Annotated in this window: 19 protein-coding genes; 4 read left to right on the forward strand and 15 right to left on the reverse strand. The window is 60.8% G+C overall.

From position 1 onward, the window contains the following. The 9 genes from CAF74_RS01040 to CAF74_RS01085 form a co-directional block, all read right to left on the reverse strand. A complete protein-coding gene (locus CAF74_RS01040; RefSeq protein WP_007950850.1) occupies window positions 1-1,311 on the reverse strand; it encodes an MFS transporter in 1,311 nt (436 codons plus the stop codon). Window positions 1,312-1,504: 193 nt separating this feature from the next. Then, a complete protein-coding gene (gene dgoD / locus CAF74_RS01050) occupies window positions 1,505-2,653 on the reverse strand; it encodes a galactonate dehydratase (protein WP_085745039.1) in 1,149 nt (382 codons plus the stop codon). A 47-nt stretch (window positions 2,654-2,700) separates the two neighbouring features. Continuing rightward, on the reverse strand, window positions 2,701-3,321 hold the full coding sequence (locus CAF74_RS01055; protein ID WP_085745040.1) for a 2-dehydro-3-deoxy-6-phosphogalactonate aldolase: 621 nt from the start codon (window positions 3,319-3,321) through the stop codon (window positions 2,701-2,703). A gap of 19 nt (window positions 3,322-3,340) precedes the next feature. Beyond that, entirely contained in the window at window positions 3,341-4,330 is a 990-nt protein-coding gene (locus CAF74_RS01060; protein WP_085745041.1) for a 2-dehydro-3-deoxygalactonokinase, read from the reverse strand. A 148-nt stretch (window positions 4,331-4,478) separates the two neighbouring features. Then, window positions 4,479-4,973: a hypothetical protein gene (locus CAF74_RS01065; protein WP_129972527.1), complete on the reverse strand. Its 495-nt coding sequence runs from the start codon at window positions 4,971-4,973 to the stop codon at window positions 4,479-4,481. Further along, entirely contained in the window at window positions 4,966-5,706 is a 741-nt protein-coding gene (locus tag CAF74_RS01070) for an alpha/beta fold hydrolase (RefSeq protein ID WP_085745043.1), read from the reverse strand. Before CAF74_RS01070 ends, CAF74_RS01065 begins: the two co-directional genes overlap by 8 nt. A gap of 7 nt (window positions 5,707-5,713) precedes the next feature. Beyond that, window positions 5,714-6,208, reverse strand: coding sequence for a PAAR domain-containing protein (locus CAF74_RS01075; RefSeq protein ID WP_074688083.1), 495 nt, complete (start codon window positions 6,206-6,208; stop codon window positions 5,714-5,716). After that, window positions 6,205-6,867 carry a hypothetical protein gene (locus CAF74_RS01080; RefSeq protein WP_085745044.1) on the reverse strand — a complete coding sequence of 221 codons (663 nt, stop codon included), beginning with the start codon at window positions 6,865-6,867 and terminating at the stop codon, window positions 6,205-6,207. The genes CAF74_RS01075 and CAF74_RS01080 overlap by 4 nt, the downstream gene beginning before the upstream one ends. A 159-nt stretch (window positions 6,868-7,026) precedes the next feature. Beyond that, a complete protein-coding gene (locus CAF74_RS01085; RefSeq protein ID WP_085607298.1) occupies window positions 7,027-7,506 on the reverse strand; it encodes a GNAT family N-acetyltransferase in 480 nt (159 codons plus the stop codon). 111 nt (window positions 7,507-7,617) lie between these two features. Here CAF74_RS01085 and CAF74_RS01090 point away from each other — a divergent pair, with 111 nt between their 5' ends. The 4 genes from CAF74_RS01090 to CAF74_RS01105 all read left to right on the forward strand — a co-directional run bounded on the left by CAF74_RS01090 (window position 7,618) and on the right by CAF74_RS01105 (window position 9,489). Then, the gene (locus CAF74_RS01090; protein WP_085745045.1) at window positions 7,618-8,286 is read left to right on the forward strand and encodes an HD domain-containing protein; all 669 of its coding nucleotides are present in this window, start codon (window positions 7,618-7,620) and stop codon (window positions 8,284-8,286) included. A gap of 82 nt (window positions 8,287-8,368) precedes the next feature. After that, a complete protein-coding gene (locus CAF74_RS01095; protein ID WP_039770633.1) occupies window positions 8,369-8,713 on the forward strand; it encodes a hypothetical protein in 345 nt (114 codons plus the stop codon). A gap of 52 nt (window positions 8,714-8,765) precedes the next feature. Next, window positions 8,766-9,020 (forward strand): hypothetical protein, encoded by a 255-nt coding sequence (locus CAF74_RS01100; protein ID WP_011335416.1) that lies wholly within the window; start codon window positions 8,766-8,768, stop codon window positions 9,018-9,020. A gap of 88 nt (window positions 9,021-9,108) precedes the next feature. Beyond that, the gene (locus CAF74_RS01105) at window positions 9,109-9,489 is read left to right on the forward strand and encodes a Rho termination factor N-terminal domain-containing protein (RefSeq protein ID WP_085745046.1); all 381 of its coding nucleotides are present in this window, start codon (window positions 9,109-9,111) and stop codon (window positions 9,487-9,489) included. 60 nt (window positions 9,490-9,549) lie between these two features. Here the strand turns inward: CAF74_RS01105 and CAF74_RS01110 are convergent, their stop codons facing one another. The 6 genes from CAF74_RS01110 to araG form a co-directional block, all read right to left on the reverse strand. Continuing rightward, window positions 9,550-10,479: a PfkB family carbohydrate kinase gene (locus CAF74_RS01110; protein ID WP_085745047.1), complete on the reverse strand. Its 930-nt coding sequence runs from the start codon at window positions 10,477-10,479 to the stop codon at window positions 9,550-9,552. Then, entirely contained in the window at window positions 10,472-11,938 is a 1,467-nt protein-coding gene (locus CAF74_RS01115) for a cytosine permease (protein ID WP_085683520.1), read from the reverse strand. Before CAF74_RS01115 ends, CAF74_RS01110 begins: the two co-directional genes overlap by 8 nt. A gap of 221 nt (window positions 11,939-12,159) precedes the next feature. Beyond that, window positions 12,160-13,158, reverse strand: a complete 999-nt coding sequence (locus tag CAF74_RS01120; protein ID WP_085745048.1) for an ADP-ribosylglycohydrolase family protein — start codon at window positions 13,156-13,158, stop codon at window positions 12,160-12,162. Then, a complete protein-coding gene (locus tag CAF74_RS01125; protein WP_085607311.1) occupies window positions 13,155-13,868 on the reverse strand; it encodes a GntR family transcriptional regulator in 714 nt (237 codons plus the stop codon). The genes CAF74_RS01120 and CAF74_RS01125 overlap by 4 nt, the downstream gene beginning before the upstream one ends. A 282-nt stretch (window positions 13,869-14,150) precedes the next feature. Beyond that, window positions 14,151-15,119, reverse strand: coding sequence for an L-arabinose ABC transporter permease AraH (gene araH, locus CAF74_RS01130; protein ID WP_011335422.1), 969 nt, complete (start codon window positions 15,117-15,119; stop codon window positions 14,151-14,153). A gap of 12 nt (window positions 15,120-15,131) precedes the next feature. Continuing rightward, window positions 15,132-16,676 (reverse strand): L-arabinose ABC transporter ATP-binding protein AraG, encoded by a 1,545-nt coding sequence (araG, locus tag CAF74_RS01135; protein WP_085745049.1) that lies wholly within the window; start codon window positions 16,674-16,676, stop codon window positions 15,132-15,134. Between the last annotated feature and the right edge of the window lie 56 nt (window positions 16,677-16,732).

Here is a 16,732-nt window from a genome sequence, read left to right on the forward strand (position 1 = left end):
CTACAACTCGATGCGCTCGACCTTGCCCACCAGCAGCACGTAGGACAAAGCACCGATCAATGCCAGAACCGCGATGTAGGTGATCGCCGGCGCGAACGAATCGCCACTGGCCAGGAAGCCGATGACAATCGGCGTGGCAATCGCCGACAGGTTGCCGATGAAGTTGAACACCCCGCCGGTCAAGCCCAGCAACCGCGCCGGCGCCAGTGTCGAGACCAGCGACCAGGTGATCGATGCCAAGCCGTTACCGAAAAACGCCAGCGCCAGGAAGGCAATCACCAGCGGCGTCGATTCAACGAAGTTGGCGCCGATGATCGAGGTGGAAATCAACAGCCCGCCAATGATCGGCAACTTGCGCGCAAACCCGACGGTGCAACCACGACGGATCAGGAAGTCGGAAAAGAATCCGGAGCACAGCACGCCGATGAACGCGGCGAGAAACGGCAACGACGCCAGCAGGCCGGACTTGATGAAGTCCATGCCGCGGTATTTCACCAGATAGGTCGGGAACCAGGTCAGGAAAAACCACAGCGTCGAGTTCAGGCAGAACTGGCCGAGGTAAATGCCCCACAACTTGCGTTTGCTCAGGACGATGCCGAGATCGGTCCAGCTGAATTTCGCCTTCACCTTGGCGGTTTCGGCGGCGATATCCACCAGCCCGCCGCCCTCGCGGATCAGGTCGATTTCCGCTTCGTTGGCGCCTTTGAAATCACGCGGTTCGCGATACACCGCGTACCAGATCGCCGCCCACACGATGCCCACAGCGCCGGTCACGACAAACACCATATGCCAGCCAAATTCATGTTGCAGCCACGCCAGCACCGGGGTCAGAAACGCCAGCCCGACAAACTGCCCGGAGGTATAGAAGCCGATGGCCGTGGCCCGTTCACGCTCGGGGAACCAGGTCGTCACCACACGGCTGTTGATCGGATACGCCGGTGCTTCCAGCGCACCGACCGCCATGCGCAGCACGAACAGTGCGATGAAACTGGCCGCGAAACCGAGCATCACCGTGGCCAGCGACCACAGCAACAGTGCGACGCTATAAAGGATGCGCGGCGGCACCCGATCCACCAGCCAGCCGCCGGGGATCTGCATGGCGGCGTAGGTCCAGCCGAACGCCGAGAAGATCAGCCCGACGTGCACCGGGTCGATGCCCAGATCCGTCGTCAACGCCGGGGCGGCAATCGACAGGTTGCTGCGGTCGAGGTAGTTGATGACCACGGTGATGAACAGCAACACCATGATGAAAAATCGCTTGCGGCTGGGCGTGACTAACGTCGCTTGCCCGGTGAGGGTTTGCGGTTGCATGGGGAGCGCCTCTTCTTATGTTTATTGAGGTCGGATTTAGCAGGCGAGATCGTTCCCACGCTCTGCGTGGGAATGCCTCTATGGACGCTCTGCGTCCGCTCTTGGGACGCAGAGCGTCCCGGGCTGCATTCCCACGCGGAGCGTGGGAACGATCTCGTAGTTCTCGTCGAGCTCACGGCAGAGAATCAGCGACTCACCACTCGGCAAAACTGCCATCGGCATGGCGCCAGATCGGGTTGCGCCAGCGGTGGCCGACCGCCGCGCGTTCGATCACGTATTCCTCGTTGATCTCGATCCCCAGGCCCGGGCCGTTGGGGATCTTCACGAAGCCTTTGTCGTAATCGAACACCCGTGGATCCTTCACATAGTCGAGCAGGTCATTGCTCTCGTTGTAATGGATGCCCAGGCTCTGCTCCTGGATAAACGCGTTGTAACAAGCGGCGTCCAGTTGCAGACACGCCGCCAGCGCGATCGGCCCCAGCGGGCAATGCAGCGCCAGCGCCACGTCGTAGGCTTCAGCCATGTTGGCGATCTTGCGGGTCTCGGTGATGCCACCGGCGTGGGAGGCATCCGGCTGGATGATGTCGACGTAACCTTCGCTCAACACCCGTTTAAAGTCCCAGCGCGAAAACAGCCGCTCACCGAGGGCAATCGGGGTGCTGGTCAGCGGTGCCAATTCTTTCAGCGCTTCGTAGTTTTCGCTGAGCACCGGCTCTTCGATGAACATCAGTTTGTACGGGTCGAGTTCCTTCATCAGCACCTTGGCCATCGGCTTGTGCACCCGGCCATGGAAGTCGACGCCGATGCCGACGTTCGGCCCCACCGCATCGCGCACGGCGGCAACGTTGGCCAGCGCCAGATCGACTTTTTCGAAGCTATCGAGGAATTGCAGTTCCTCGGTGCCGTTCATTTTCACCGCAGTGAAACCACGACCCACCGCTTCTTTCGCCGCCCGCGCAGTGTCCGCCGGACGGTCGCCGCCGATCCACGAATACACCCGGATCTTGTCCCGCACCTGACCGCCGAGCAGGTCGCTGACCGATACGCCCAGCGCCTTGCCCTTGATGTCCCACAGCGCCTGATCGATGCCGGCCAGTGCGCTCATGTGAATTGCGCCGCCCCGGTAGAAGCCGCCGCGATACAGCACGGTCCAGATGTCTTCAATGTTGCGTGGGTCTTTGCCGATCAGGTAGTCGGACAATTCCTCGACCGCTGCAGCAACCGTGTGGGCCCGGCCCTCGACCACGGGCTCGCCCCAACCGGTCACGCCCTCGTCGGTTTCGACTTTCAGGAAGCACCAGCGCGGCGGGACGATAAAGGTGGTGAGTTTGGTGATTTTCATCTGTTTGTCTCTCTTGTTAGATGCAGCGCACGCAGCGCCGAAAAGTCTTAGCGAAGGGCTTTCCAGGCCGCCACGTAGGCCTTGGCATTGGCCGCCACTTGCTCAGTCGTCATGCCCGGTTTGAACAGCCCGGAACCGAGGCCGAAGCCTTTGACGCCGGCGTCGATGAAGGCCTGCATGTTGTCCGGCGTGATGCCGCCGACCGGCGCCAGAATCGTCCCGACCGGCAACACCGCCAGCCAGGCTTTCACCACTGCCGGCCCCATCTGTTCGGCCGGGAACAGCTTGAGAATGTCCGCGCCCTCCTCCAGCGCCGCAAAGGCTTCGGTCGGTGTGGCAACGCCCGGCGACAGATACAGCCCGGCTGCTTTCGCTGCCCGCAACACCTTGGCATCGCTGTGAGGCATGACGATGACCTGGCCGCCGGCCTCCTTCACCCGTTCGACCTGTTCCGGAGTAAGAACCGTGCCGGCACCGATCAGGCAATCGGCGGGCAGGGTCTTACGCAGGATGCGAATGCTTTCGTACGGCGCAGGGGAATTGAGCGGTACTTCGATGACGCGAAATCCGGCCGCATACAGGACTTCTCCGACAGCGGCGGCTTCCTGCGGATGCAGGCCGCGCAGGATCGCGATCAGACCGTTTTGCGCCAGTGCTTGCTTGAGCATGTCAGGCCTCCAGTCAGGGTTAACGGGATGAGGAATCGATCAGTCCGGCGGCGAGCGCCAGTTGCCACAGACCACGCTCGGTGGCTTGCTCGGCCAGGGTCACCCGGGCAAAACCGCAGGCGTCGAGGGCCCGGCTGTAGCGGGCGCACAACTGCGCGTTGCCGATGAGGATGATCGAAGGAAGATGTGTGCTGTTGCGTCGGCGCCGTTGCACGGCGGCCAGCGCCGTCAGTTCATGGCCGATCAGCAGGCCGGACAGATAGTCCGGTTGAGCGGTGGCGCTGAGTTCACCGGTCAGGCCCAGGCTGCGGGCGCTGAACAGGGTCGACAGCACGCCGATGTCGCCCTCTGCCGACAACGCCACCTGCACGCCGCGATCGAAGGCCTCGGCGTCGAACGTCGCGCTGTGCTGTTGGGTACGGCCGAGAATGCTGTGTTCGCTGAGCACGGCGAACACTTCGCCGGTCATGAAGGTGTCGAAGCGGGTGATGCAGCCGTCGGCCACTTCCACCCATTTCGAATGACTGCCCGGCAGGCCGATCAGCAGATCGTTGCCCGCCTCGACCGGCAGATTCTGCAGGACGCCGAGGACCTGGGTTTCTTCGCCGCGCATCACGTTCGGCAGCGTCGAGCGCTGAATCACACCCGGCACGATGTGCACATCGACACCGCGAAGACTGCGAACGGTTTGCAGGGATTTTCCGAGATCGGCCACGTTGGCCGGTGTATCGCGGTAGGACGCTTCGCGCCAGCCCTGAGCGCTGCCGACCATGCCACAGGCGATCACCGGCAAGCCGGGTTGCGCGTCGAGCCAGTCGCCGCACGCCTCGTCGAACGCCAGTTCAAAACCGTCCGCGCATTCACGACCGTTGATGACCCGCGGCGTCTTCGGCAACTGCATGATCCCGAACGACAGCGACCGCTGCGCCAGCACCTGCCCGCCCGCCGCGAGTTTGTAAGCACGTAGTGAGGTCGTCCCCCAATCGAGCGCGATCAATTGCGCCAGCATCGCTTCACCTGTTTTGTTATTGGCAGTGAGTGAGCTGGACTATAGACCTCCCAGATGGAAAATCTCAATATGTAATTTTGCATCCCATATTTTGGGATTCGAATTCCTAAAAAATCGGACAGCTAGCTGAGCAGCAATCGCAGCCCGTTTAAAACTTATCGATCTCTCTTAACAGATCTGCCGTTGGAACCTTCATGTCCTCCGACAAATATATTTTATAGGAGTAGGAATTAATTCTGACCTTACAGACAATAGACTCTCGGCCCACTAATAAAGACCTCAACGCCTCACCTTCAATGATTTTTTCACTGGTATCGTTTTTTCTTTCGAAAAATAAAACATCCGCCCTGAAAACCGGCCCGGCACTTGAAATTTCAGGCTCGATAAAACCCTCTCCATATCTACCCGCAGAGTGAGTTGCCGAAAAATCAAAATCGCCCTCAAAAGAACACATCAGCGTCTGGCTTATTTTTGATTTGAAAAGATTGACAACATCAACATCGGACGAGAAACGCACCTGATAAATGGCCCTATCCAAATAACGTTCAACACCAACGTATTGTAAATGAGCAATGGGCTTGCCATGATTTATCGCACAGGAAGTGCAAAGCAAGAAAGCCATGCATAAAATTATATTACGCACATTTCCGTCCTTTAAAATGAGTAACAACAACCTGCATCAAAGCGTCTCTGGCCGAGATGCCACTTTGCAGGACTGATGTGTAGATAACCCAGGCATCGGCGTGATTCACATTCACTCGCCCGTTCATATTGGGCCCACTTTTCATATCCCATTGCTCTCCAAAATCGGCTACGAGATCGGAAAAATTCCAGTCTTTGGCATCGGCTCTGACGTTAACCCAATATTCCGCCTTCGGCTTCGGTTCCTGACGGTAGATGCTAGAAACCCCCCACACGATTTTTCCTTCGCCAACCGGATCGAGTGTAACCAGACACGGAATTCGATACCCCTTATCAGTCAATACAGCTGACAGGTGCGCACCATTCCAACCGCCCAAGCTATGCCCAATTATATATACAGGCGTGGTCACATCAGCAATCTTCTCCAGCACATTCTTTTTTAGATCATCATCACTAATAAAATAGTTATAACCAATATGGTGGGCATCATAATTATCAGAACAAATACCCTCAGCCTCCATATCCCTAACGAACACCTTCATGACGTCAGCAACGTTATTATTGGGGCCTGTGCCGTAATAACTTTCTTTATCACCCGCACCACCCACAAAAAACAGAACAATCTTTTTGGGAGTGATCGTGGCCTGCTTGACTGTTCCGTCCGTTTTGCAGGTCAGGTCGTGGGTCACGACCAGTCTTTTACACCCTTTCAGAGCAGGATTTTCAGCTGTCATACGTTTCCTACTCCACGAACAGCTTGATCGACTCAGGCAAATGCGAACTCACCGTATGGGTGAAGCCCGCGTCATTGGTTACGCCGTGCTCCACGCTCCCATCAGCGCGTTGAATCGCGTAAGGGTGATTTGGCATGGGCTCACCAGTAATTTCGTTAATCACCTGCATCCGATCATTGAAATGCACCGGCATCGGCAACAACCCACTAAACGCCGCCCCTCCCCCGCTCTGTCCAATAATCACCGTCCCCGACCCACCGACTACGACATTGCCATGCCCGCCGGTGCTGTCGAGCATCGCGGCATTCAGGCCGTTGATGAAGACCGTGGCGGAAACACCGCCGGTGATCGGGCTGCCGCACGCCGATTTATCGGTCATTCGCGCAGCGGGGAGTCCGTCGAAGAACACGTCCGGCGAACCGGAGACGATCGGGTTGTTGCCGTGGCCCGGCAGTGGGCAGGCGGTTGGGTCGGTGACGCGTGCAGCGGGTTTGCCACTCAATTCAAAGCTCCTTGCTTCAGAGGTTCCGGGTGAGGCTGATAGAGATCGACGTCGGTCGCGGCGAAACGCCAGCGGTTGTCGACGGAATCAAACAGCGCGTGACAATGCTCGCGGCTGTTCGGAGGTGTAAGGGTTTGCAGTTGTTGCCAGGCTTCATCGGCAAACCAGTTCAACTCGGCGGATGTAGCGTCGTCGAGTTGGTTGAGCCAGGTGTTGTAGCCGGTCAGTCGATGCTGGTCGTAGGTGGTTTGCAGCAGCTCGGCCATCTGCGGGCCGAGTTCCAGATAACGCTCGGCTGTCCAGCGGCCGGTTTGCGAGTAGACATACCAGCCCATCGGCGACAGCACGCTTTGGTGGAAAATCGATTGTCCCGCAGGCGCGACAAAACCGCAGCACACGTGCAGGGTCAGCCAGCCTTGATGTGCATCGATGAATCCGTTCGGATCGAACGTGCGCAGCGGTATCACGCGGTAGTCGTCGAAGCCCGCACTGCGTGACATCAGCTCGGCATCGAGGCGCGAGACAAACGCACGGATGGCCTTGCCCCCCAGGCGGTTGAGGGTGCAGAGGATGTCCACCGGTTGGCGGTTCGGGTTGTCGCTTGAGCCGAGGTTTTTGACCAGGCCGTACAGACGGATCGACGCCCGTAGTCCGCTCATCGCCGGTCACTCGTTGACGCAGCGAAGGCTCCACGGGCGTGGAGAAAGAGTGCCAGAGGCATTGCAGGTGTCGTCCGTGAGCGCGCAAAAATGGCGCGTAGAATGCCGGACCAGAGCGGTTTGGACAATCGAATCAGCAATCAGATTGCCACTATTTGTTCAGCCCTCGGCAAATTCGCGCAATACCTTGCCATCCATGCGATAACGCACCCACTCTTCCTGCGGCTGGGCGCCGAGGGATTTGTAGAATTCGATGGCCGGGGTGTTCCAGTCCAGCACGCTCCATTCGAACCGGCCACAGTCGTTGGCGCAGGCGATTTTCGCGAGGTGGCGCAGCAGGGTTTTGCCGGCGCCGCCGCCCCGTTGTTCCGGAGTGATGTACAGGTCTTCGAGGTACAGGCAGTTGCTGCCCAGCCAGGTCGAATAGCTGAAGAAGAACACCGCAAAACCGATCGGTACTCCGTCGCGCAGGCAGATCAGACCGTGGGCCGTGGCGCCTTCGCTGAACAGGCTGCGCTCGATGTCGGCGACGCTGGCGATGACTTCGTGACGGGCCTTTTCGAAGTCTGCCAATTCGGTGATGAACGCGAGGATTTGCGGTGCATCGCTGGGGGTCGCCGGGCGGATTTCGATCGTCATGGACGGGCCTTGTCGGAAAAAGGAAAACGCCATACTAAGGCGGCGCGCGGCGCTCGTCACATGGCAATCCACGGATTAGGCTAGCGCGGCCGATGACTCGCAAGGACTCCCATGAACAATCTCGTTTTTTCACCTCTCACGGAGCTCGCCGCCGAACTGCTGCCCCACGCGCTGGAACCGTCGGAAGACGGCGCTCATGACCTGTCGCATCTGCAACGGGTCTGGCACAACGCGCGCACCTTGCAGGCCGACGAAGGCGGCGACCTTGAAGTCCTTCTGGCAGCGGTGTTGCTGCACGATTGCGTCGGGGTGGAAAAGAACTCGCCGCTGCGCTCACAGGCATCGCGTCTGGCTGCGGAAAAAGCTTCGAAGGTGCTGGCGAACATGCATTGGCCCGACGCCAAAATCGACGCTGTCACCCACGCCATCGAAGCCCACAGCTTTTCCGCCAACATCACACCGCTCACCCTCGAGGCGCGACTGATGCAGGACGCCGACCGTCTCGACTCCCTCGGCATGCTCGGCGTCGCCCGCACCTTTTACACGGCCGGACGCATGGGCAGCGCGTTGTATGACCCGCACGATCCCGAGGCCCGGGATAGGGACTACGACGACAAGCGATTCTGCCTCGATCATTTCCAGACCAAACTGCTGCACCTCGCAGACGGATTCCAGACCGTTGCCGGCCAACGTCTGGCACAGCTACGCCATCGACGCTTGAAAGATTTTATGGAGCAATTCAAGGAAGAGATCGGCCTCGAAAGCACTCAGCCCTTCTGAACCGTTCGTCGATCATCAGGCACCAATCTTTCACGACGGCAGACCAAAAGGAGGTAAGGATTTCAATCACTGGAGACACTCTATGATCTCGTCAAGGTTGACTGCGCTCGTATTCGCTACCCTCCTCAGCCCGGCGGTATTCGCCGCCTCGACTACCGCTGCCGGTACCGGGCCGACCGATCCGGTTACCCAGCCAAGAGCCCCCGCCATCAACAGCGCCCCCGGTATGAATACCGACGGCTCGGGTGTTCCGCTGATCAATCAGCCACCCGCGACGGGAACCGATCCTCGCACCCAGGGCAGCGATCCCGGTCGTCAGGGCGGGATGAACACCCCCGACGCTCCGGCCGCCCCCGACAACGCAGGCCCCGGCGTCGGCTCGAAAACCACCACGGGTGGTTCGGGCTCTGAAGGCGCAGGTCAGTAATCCGTGCTGCATCCACGCAACGTGTCTTATCCACTTCCCTGAAGAGGTAACCATGAACGTCGATAAAAACCTGGAAAAAGAAGTCCTCACCCGCCTGTTGCATGCTCACCCAAGCGGCCTCGGCAAAGAGGTGCTGGACAATTATCGCGGCGAGAAAGTCGTGGCCAGTGCCCTCGCTGCCCTGCAGGAGCGTGGACTGATTCATCACGGACACATCACTTGCAATGAAGCGGGAGAACATTCGCTGAATCTGCCGATCAAGCTCAGCGCTGCGGGTGTGGAAGCGGCGCGTAAACTCGATACCTGACGCTTCCAGTCACTGGCGCAAGCAGTGTTCGAATGCAATGCCTGCGCCGGTTCATACCGGGATTCATCCAGCCACCAGGAGACTCGCCATGCCTCGTGGAAGCAAAGTCAAATACACTGAAGAACAGAAGCGCAAAGCCGAACACATTGAAGACAGCTATCAGAACAAAGGGATGTCCAAGGACGAAGCTGAAGCCCGCGCTTGGGCGACTGTGAACAAACAGTCCGGCGGCGGCGAGAAGGCCGGAGGTTCCGGGCGCCGGAAACCTGCCAACGCCAAGGCCGAGGATCGCAAGGAATCAGCGCGGCGCGCGGCGGTGAGTCGTGAGGGACATTCGCGCGACAGCAAGGCTTCACGCGAAGTGCAGACGGTCGACAGCCTGCGCAAGGAGGCCCGGGAGCGGAAAATCCCCGGGCGTTCGTCGATGCGAAAGGATGAGTTGATTGCGGCGTTGCGCAGAGCCGGCTAGGTCCAGACTGGATGTAACGGCTGAAGGCCTTATCGCTGGCAAGCCAGCGATTGCGATCGTTCAGTCAGTGCATTTTTTGCTGATCAGCACATCAACCTCGGCCGTGCCAGGAGCGGTCGCCGGGCCCCAGCGAGTGACCGCTAACGCAGCCGCAGCGTTGGCGCGCCTTGCGGCTTCGTGAGCGGCCAGCCCTTGCGCCAGCCCGGTAACAAATACCCCGGCGTGCGCATCGCCCGCGCCATTGCTGTCCACCGCCTGCACCTTGAAACCTGGCACATGCTGACGTTCACCGCGCTGATGAATCCAGCAACCCTGCGGACCGTCGCGCACGACCATCAGCACCTCCCGTGGCAGGTGCACGGTCAATCGGTCCAGCGCGGTTTCGATGTCCGCCGCGCCCGTGAAACGCAGCGCTTCGACGCTGTTGCTGGTCCACACATCGATGCGCGGCAGCAACGCCTGCATCATCGGTGAGTCCGGCGATTCCACCAGCGGGCCCGGATCGAACACCACGTTGATCGTCTTCGGCAGCGCCAGCGTCCAGTCCAGCAACGCCTGGGCCTTGCCGCTGTGCAGCAGGCTGTAGCCGCTGACGTAGACGTAGTCCCCCGTCTCGGCGGCGACGCTGTTCAGCTCCGCCGTCGTGACCTCGCCTTCCGCACCGATGTAGGAAATGAAACTGCGCTCGGCCGACGCATCGGTCAGCGCCACGCAGATCCCGGTGTCACGTTCTGCAGGTTGTTCGATGCCGATGCGGATGCCTTCGGCGTCCATCGCCTGCCGTGCCAGATCACCGAAACGCCCATTGCCATGACGACCGAGATAGACCACCGGCAAGCCGTTGCGCGCAGCGGCAGCCATCACATTGAAGCCGCCGCCGGCTTCGAAACTGGCGGACTGCGCCAGCACGTCACCGCCGATTTGCGGCAGCGCCTCCACGGCCATGACCAGGTCGATGATGACCTGGCCGGTGTGCAACATCTTAGGCATGAGCATTCTCGGATTGCGCAGCGCGGCGATCTCTCGCCCCGCCGAGTACGAAGTAAATGCCGCCGGCGACCACGAACGTCACGATCCAGCCGAGGCCGTTGTGGCCCAGCCACGAGTCGGACAGGAAGCCCTTGAACCAGACGTTCTCGGCGGTGGTGCCGATGGTGGTGAAACTGAAGCCCAGCACGATCGCGATCGCCCACGCGCCGAACGCGCGCCACTCGATGCCGCCGCTGTACCAGTAGGCGCTGCTCGGGCTGACGTCGAGCAGGTCTTTGGGGCTGTAGTAGTGACGGTGAATCAGGTCGACCACGAAGATCCCGACCCACGCGGTGATCGGCACTGCCAGCAGGGAAATGAAGGTAATGAACGGGCCGTAGAAGCTGTCGGCGATCAGCATGAAGTAGATCGAACCGGCGAAGATCGCAACGATGTCGACCACCACCGCGTACACGCGTTTGACCTTCAGGCCGAGGGTCAGCGTGGTCAGACCGGCGGAGTACACCGACAGGTTGTTCGACAGCAGCAGGCCTCCGAATGCGGTGATCAGGTACGGCACGGCCATCCACGTTGGCAGCATGTCGCGGATCGCCACGATCGGGTCAGTGGCCGAAGCGAGGTCGTTGTTGCCCACGGACAGCAGGCCGCCGAGGGTGATCAATAGCACCAGCGGAATCCCCGCGCCGAACGCCGCCGAAGCGACAAGACGCACGGCTTTGACGCTGCGATGCTGATAGCGCGACATGTCGGCGCCGGCATTCGCCCAGCCGATCCCGGTGCCGGCGGCCATGGTGCCGATGCCGATGATCATCGCGCTCATCGGCGCCGGCGTGGCGTTGAACACCGCGCTCCAGTCGATGGTCGCGCAGAGGAAGCCGCCGACCAGAATGTTCAGCGCGCCGAACACGTAGGTCGCCCACTTCTGGATCACCAGCAAGGTGGCGTGGCCGAGGCCGGACACCGACAGGGTCAGCAGCACGAAAATCGCGATAAAGATCAGGGTCAGCACCGGCGCGCTTTTGGCTTCCACCGGCGAGCCGAACAGGATCGAGCACAACGACAGCAGCACGAACGCGGCGGTGGTGGTGTTGACGGTTTCCCAGCCCAGGCGCGACATCAGCGACACCAGCGTCGGGCCGATATTGCCGCGCACACCGAAGATCGCCCGCGACAAAGTCAGGCTCGGCGCACGACCGCGACGACCGGCAATCGAGATGATCCCCACCACCGCGAACGAACCGGCAGCGCCGAGGATGGCGACGATGATCGCCTGCCAGATCGCCAGGCCGCGAAACGCAACCAGCGTGGCGCCCAGCGGCAGGCCGAGGATGGAAATGTTGGCCGCGAACCAGACCCAGAACAGTTGCAGCGGATGGCCGTTGCACTCGCCTTCCGGCACCGGTTCGATGCCCCGGGTTTCCAGTTGCCCGGCGCTTTGCCCGGCGTTCGATGAACTCATGAAAAATGCTCCTGTTTGCCTTTATTGTGGTTGTGGCAATGACGCAGAACGACCAGACATTCCGCCCTTCCTGGGCCTGTCTGCGCGATCCATTGCGGGTGAATATTCAAGAATTGTGGTGCGGCCATCGCTGGCAAGCCAGCTCCCACAGGTTCGAAGTGAACCTTGAGGTTTGCACGGTCCCTGTGGGAGCTGGCTTGCCAGCGATGGCGTCAGTTCAATCAGCGCAAGGCCAAAAGCCCCTGCACCAACGGTTCCAGCTCCAGACCATTGACGGCCTTCACCGTCTCGATCATCGGCGCCGGCCAGCTCTGCAGGCCCAGGCAGGCCCCGAGCATGGCACCGAGAATCGCGGCGATGGTGTCGGTGTCGCCACCCAGGCTCGCGGCCATGCACAGCGCATCGAACGGCGTCATTTCACCGACCGCGACTTGCTGCGCGAGGGCGAACGACACCACCACCGACTCCTGCGACGCCACCGAGGTGCCGATCACGTCGTACAGCAGATCCGCGAGCAACACCGGGTCGCTCTCGACACTGATGCTGCGCGCCCAACTGATCCGCGAGGCAATGCGCCCACCGGCCACCCAGTGCCCGTGCGCTTCCGCTTGCTGGGCGATCTGTTGGCCGAGGTTCAGCGCCTCGCCCAGATCCAGACCGTTGATGCCGGCCGAGACCACCGCCGCCACCGCCGCCGCGCTGGAGATCCCCAGGGTAGTGTTGTGAGTGACCTGACAGGCCTGCACCACCGCCGCGATAAAGCGCTCGGGGTCGGCGACATCCGCCGCGATGCCCACCGGGGTGATGCGCATCGCTGCGCCGTTGGTGGTGCCGTAGCGCCCGGCCTCTTCCGGCGAGTGGCCGGCGAGGATCATTTCGATTGCGCGTTTGGTCGAGGGGCCGAGCAAGTCCTGCGAGCCCTTGGCCTGCATCTCGGCTTCCCATTCGATCAGCCGTTGCGCGAGCACCGCCGGTTCGATCCGGCCCTTGCCTTCGACCAGCAACTCGCCGACCAGAATCGCCTGTTCGGTGTCATCGGTGATCGAGCCCTTGGGCATGTTCGCGGCAATCGGCTGCAAGGGCCCGGCGTCCTGTAGATCGGTGATCTGGCCGAAGCGCTGCTTGATGGTTTCGCGGTTCAGGGATTGGGTCGGCATGCCCAGCGCGTCACCCAGGGCAAGGCCATAAAACGCGCCCAAGGCACGGTCGAGGGCGGTCATTTCGATTCTCCAAATTGCAGGTGCAGACGGAAATGCACCGGATCGAGCAGGCTTTCGACCTGCTCCATGAAGCGGTTTTGCCGGTCGTAGGTGGTGCGCAATGCCTTGAGGAACACCGTGCCTTCCGGACGGCCGAGCAGTTCGGCGTCCACGGCGTTGAGCGGTTCGGCACCGATCCACTGATCGCCGCGCTCGCCGATGTAACCGTAGGCGGCCAGGGTGATGGTCAGGGAGTTGTCGATCAGGCCGACCCGCGGCAGGCTTTCCAGGCCTCCGCTGGCGGGCATCAGAGAGCGTTCAAGGGACACCGCCGTGCCATCGTTGGAACGGCGGCGACGTTCGAGAAGAATGAATTGATCGGAGCCGAAACGCGCAAGCAGATCCGCACGAGTCACGGCCTCCAGACGCAGCACGTCGGTATTGATCATCGCCCCGCTGTCGGCCAGGGCCTGGGCCCAGCCGCTGCGCTGGTCGAGCACCACACCGTCAAACGTGACGATGGAGCCGACCCCGCTTTGCGTGGCGATGTAATTGCGCCGCTTCAGTTCGGCCAGCGCTTCGCGCAACGTGCCACGGCTGACGTTGAATTCCTGAGCCAACTGATGCTCGCCGGGCAACAGAAAGCCGTCCTCCATGAGGCCGCTTTCGATGCGTCGGACGAGCTCGTCGACCACCCGTTGTTTCTTGTCAAATCGTACCTGTCTAATCATGTACAAAGTGATAACCGAAACGGGTTGAGACGGGCAAGGGAAATTTTGGGTGGGGTGACGGAAGGCGGGAAGATCAGAGCGCCCTCATCGGAACGCCGCCCGCCTAGCCCTCTCCCGGAGGGAGAGGGAACTGAATGGGGGATATTCGGGAGGTACGTCGACCTGAAAAGGCTTTGCCGAATCCATAATCGATTGGATTCTTCAGGTCAATGTAGAGCGCAAGACACCCCGGTCGGCTCCCTCTCCCTCCGGGAGAGGGCTGGGGTGAGGGAGCTTTTGATTTCAGCGCTGTTTCAGACGGTCAATGACAACAGCCAACAGCAGAATCGACCCACGAATCACATACTGATAAAACGTGTCGATATTCTTCAGGTTCATCGCATTCTCGATAATCGCCAGAATCAAGACCCCGGCAATCACATGCCGGATCATCCCGATCCCGCCACTCAGCGACACCCCGCCGAGCACGCAAGCCGAAATCACCGTCAACTCAAACCCCTGCCCGATCATCGGCTGACCCGAAGTCATCCGCGAAGCCAGAATCACCCCCGCCAGCGCACCAATCACCCCATGCACCGCGAAGATGATGATCTTCGTGCGATCAACATTCACCCCTGCCAGCAGCGCCGCTTCCTGGTTGCCACCAATGGCCATGGTGTTGCGCCCGTAGGTCGTGTAATTCAGCAGCCAGCCGAAAAACAGGAAGCAGACGATGGTGATCAGGATCGGCACCGGCACGCCGAACAACTGGCCGTTGCCGAACACGAAGAACGATTCCTGGGACACGCCCACCGCTTTGCCGTTGGCAAAAATGTAAGCCAGGCCACGGACGATCTGCATGGTCGCCAGCGTCGTGATCAGCGCATTGACCCGCAACTTGGCGATCACGATGCCGTTGATCAAGCCGACGATCAGACCCATCACCAGCGCCGCGCTGACGCCGAGAAATACGCTGTTGGTGTCGCGCATCACCACCGCCGCCACCACACCGGCGCAGGCAATCACCGAACCCACCGACAAGTCGAAATGTCCCGATGCCAGGCAATACAACATGGTGCACGCGGCGATCCCGGTGGTGGAAATCGCCAGGCCCAGGCCACGCATGTTCAGTGGCGAGAGGAAGTTGTCGATCAGCAAGGTGCAGGCGACAAAAATACCCACCGCCGCCAGCAGCATCACCCAGTCGTCGAGGAAGCGCCGCATATCCAGAGGTTTGCGCTCGGTCGGCAGGGTTTCGTTTTGGGTTGTCATCATAGTCACCTCTCAGTTCGCCACGCCGTCAGCGCGGTGGCGCGGCAAAGCCAGTTGCAGCAGGTTGGATTCGTTGGCCTGGTCGCGGCCGACTTCGCCACGCAGGGCGCCCTCGCACAGCACCAGAATGCGGTCGGAAATGCCCATCACTTCCATCAGATCACTGGACACCACGATCACCGAAATACCGTCGGCCGCCAGGTTATGGATGATCTGGTAGATCTCGGCCTTGGCGCCGATGTCGATGCCCCGGGTCGGCTCGTCGAGCAGCAGGACTTTCATTGGCATCGACAGCCAGCGGCCGAGAATGGCTTTCTGCTGATTGCCGCCGGACAGGAACTTGATCTGTTGCCCGGCGTGGGGCGTCTTCACTTTCAGAGCCTTGATCTGTTTCTCGGCGTTGCCCTTTTCCCAGATCCCGCGCAGCAGGCAGCCGAGCCCGGAATTCGCGCCGCGCGCACTGATGTTGATGTTCTCGGCGACGCTGGCGAGCGGGATGATGCCTTCCTTCTTGCGATCCTCCGGGCACAGCAGAATCCCGGCAGCAATCGCATCGCGGGGCGAACGCAGTTTCAGTTCATGACCGCGCAATTCCAGACGTCCGGCGGTGTTGCGCTCCAGACCGCTGAGCAACCGGAACAGCTCGGTGCGCCCTGCCCCGACCAGTCCGAACAGGCCCAGAATCTCGCCTTTGTGCGCATCGAAACTGATCGGCTCGCGCAGGCCCGGGCCGAGCAATCCATCGACTCTCAGCGCCACGGCACCGCGCGGGCGACCGCGATAATCGTAGATGTCCTGAATGTCGCGCCCGACCATGCAGGTCACCAGTTGATCATGGGTCAACTGGCTCATGTCGTCGAAGGTGCGCACGTAGCGACCGTCCTTGAACACCGTCACCGCGTCGCAGATGCGGAACACTTCTTCCATGCGATGGGAGACGTAAAGCACGACTTTGCCTTCGTCGCGCAGCCGGCCGATGATCGCCATCAACCGGTCGATTTCCCGCGCCGAAAGGCTGCTGGTCGGTTCGTCAAAAGCAATCACATGCGCGCCTCGGGACAACGCCTTGGCGATTTCCACCAGTTGCCGCTGGCCGAGGGACAGGCGTCCGACCTTGGTCCGCGGGTCGATTTCATCGGCCAGTCCTTTGAGGCAAGCCAAGGCTTGCTGGCGCAGCGCGCCGCGATTGATCAGGCCGAAACTGGCCGGCAGGTGACCGAGAAACAGGTTCTCGGCCACGGTCATTTCCGGCACCAGATGCAGTTCCTGGTGAATCACCGCCACGCCGCTGCCGATGCTGTCGGCAGTGGACTTGAACGCCATCGTCCGATCGCCGATCTGCAGCTCGCCGCTGCTCGGAATGTAGGCGCCGCCGAGGATTTTCAGCAGCGTCGATTTGCCGGCGCCGTTCTCGCCCATCAAGGCGTGAACCTGCCCGGGATGCGCGACGAAACTGATGCCGTCCAGCGCCTTCACGCCCGGGAAGGTCTTGCCGATCCCGTTGAAACGCAGGCTGCCGCTGGCGCTGTGTTCTTGTGTCTGTACTTGCGCGTGCATTTAAGCCACCTCATCACACCGTTCAAGCGGCCCGGCTGCCCGGGCCGCCGCTGCCG

It is taken from the genome of Pseudomonas sp. R45(2017), from assembly GCF_002112305.1.
Taxonomy (GTDB): Bacteria; Pseudomonadota; Gammaproteobacteria; order Pseudomonadales; family Pseudomonadaceae; genus Aquipseudomonas; species Aquipseudomonas paraglycinae.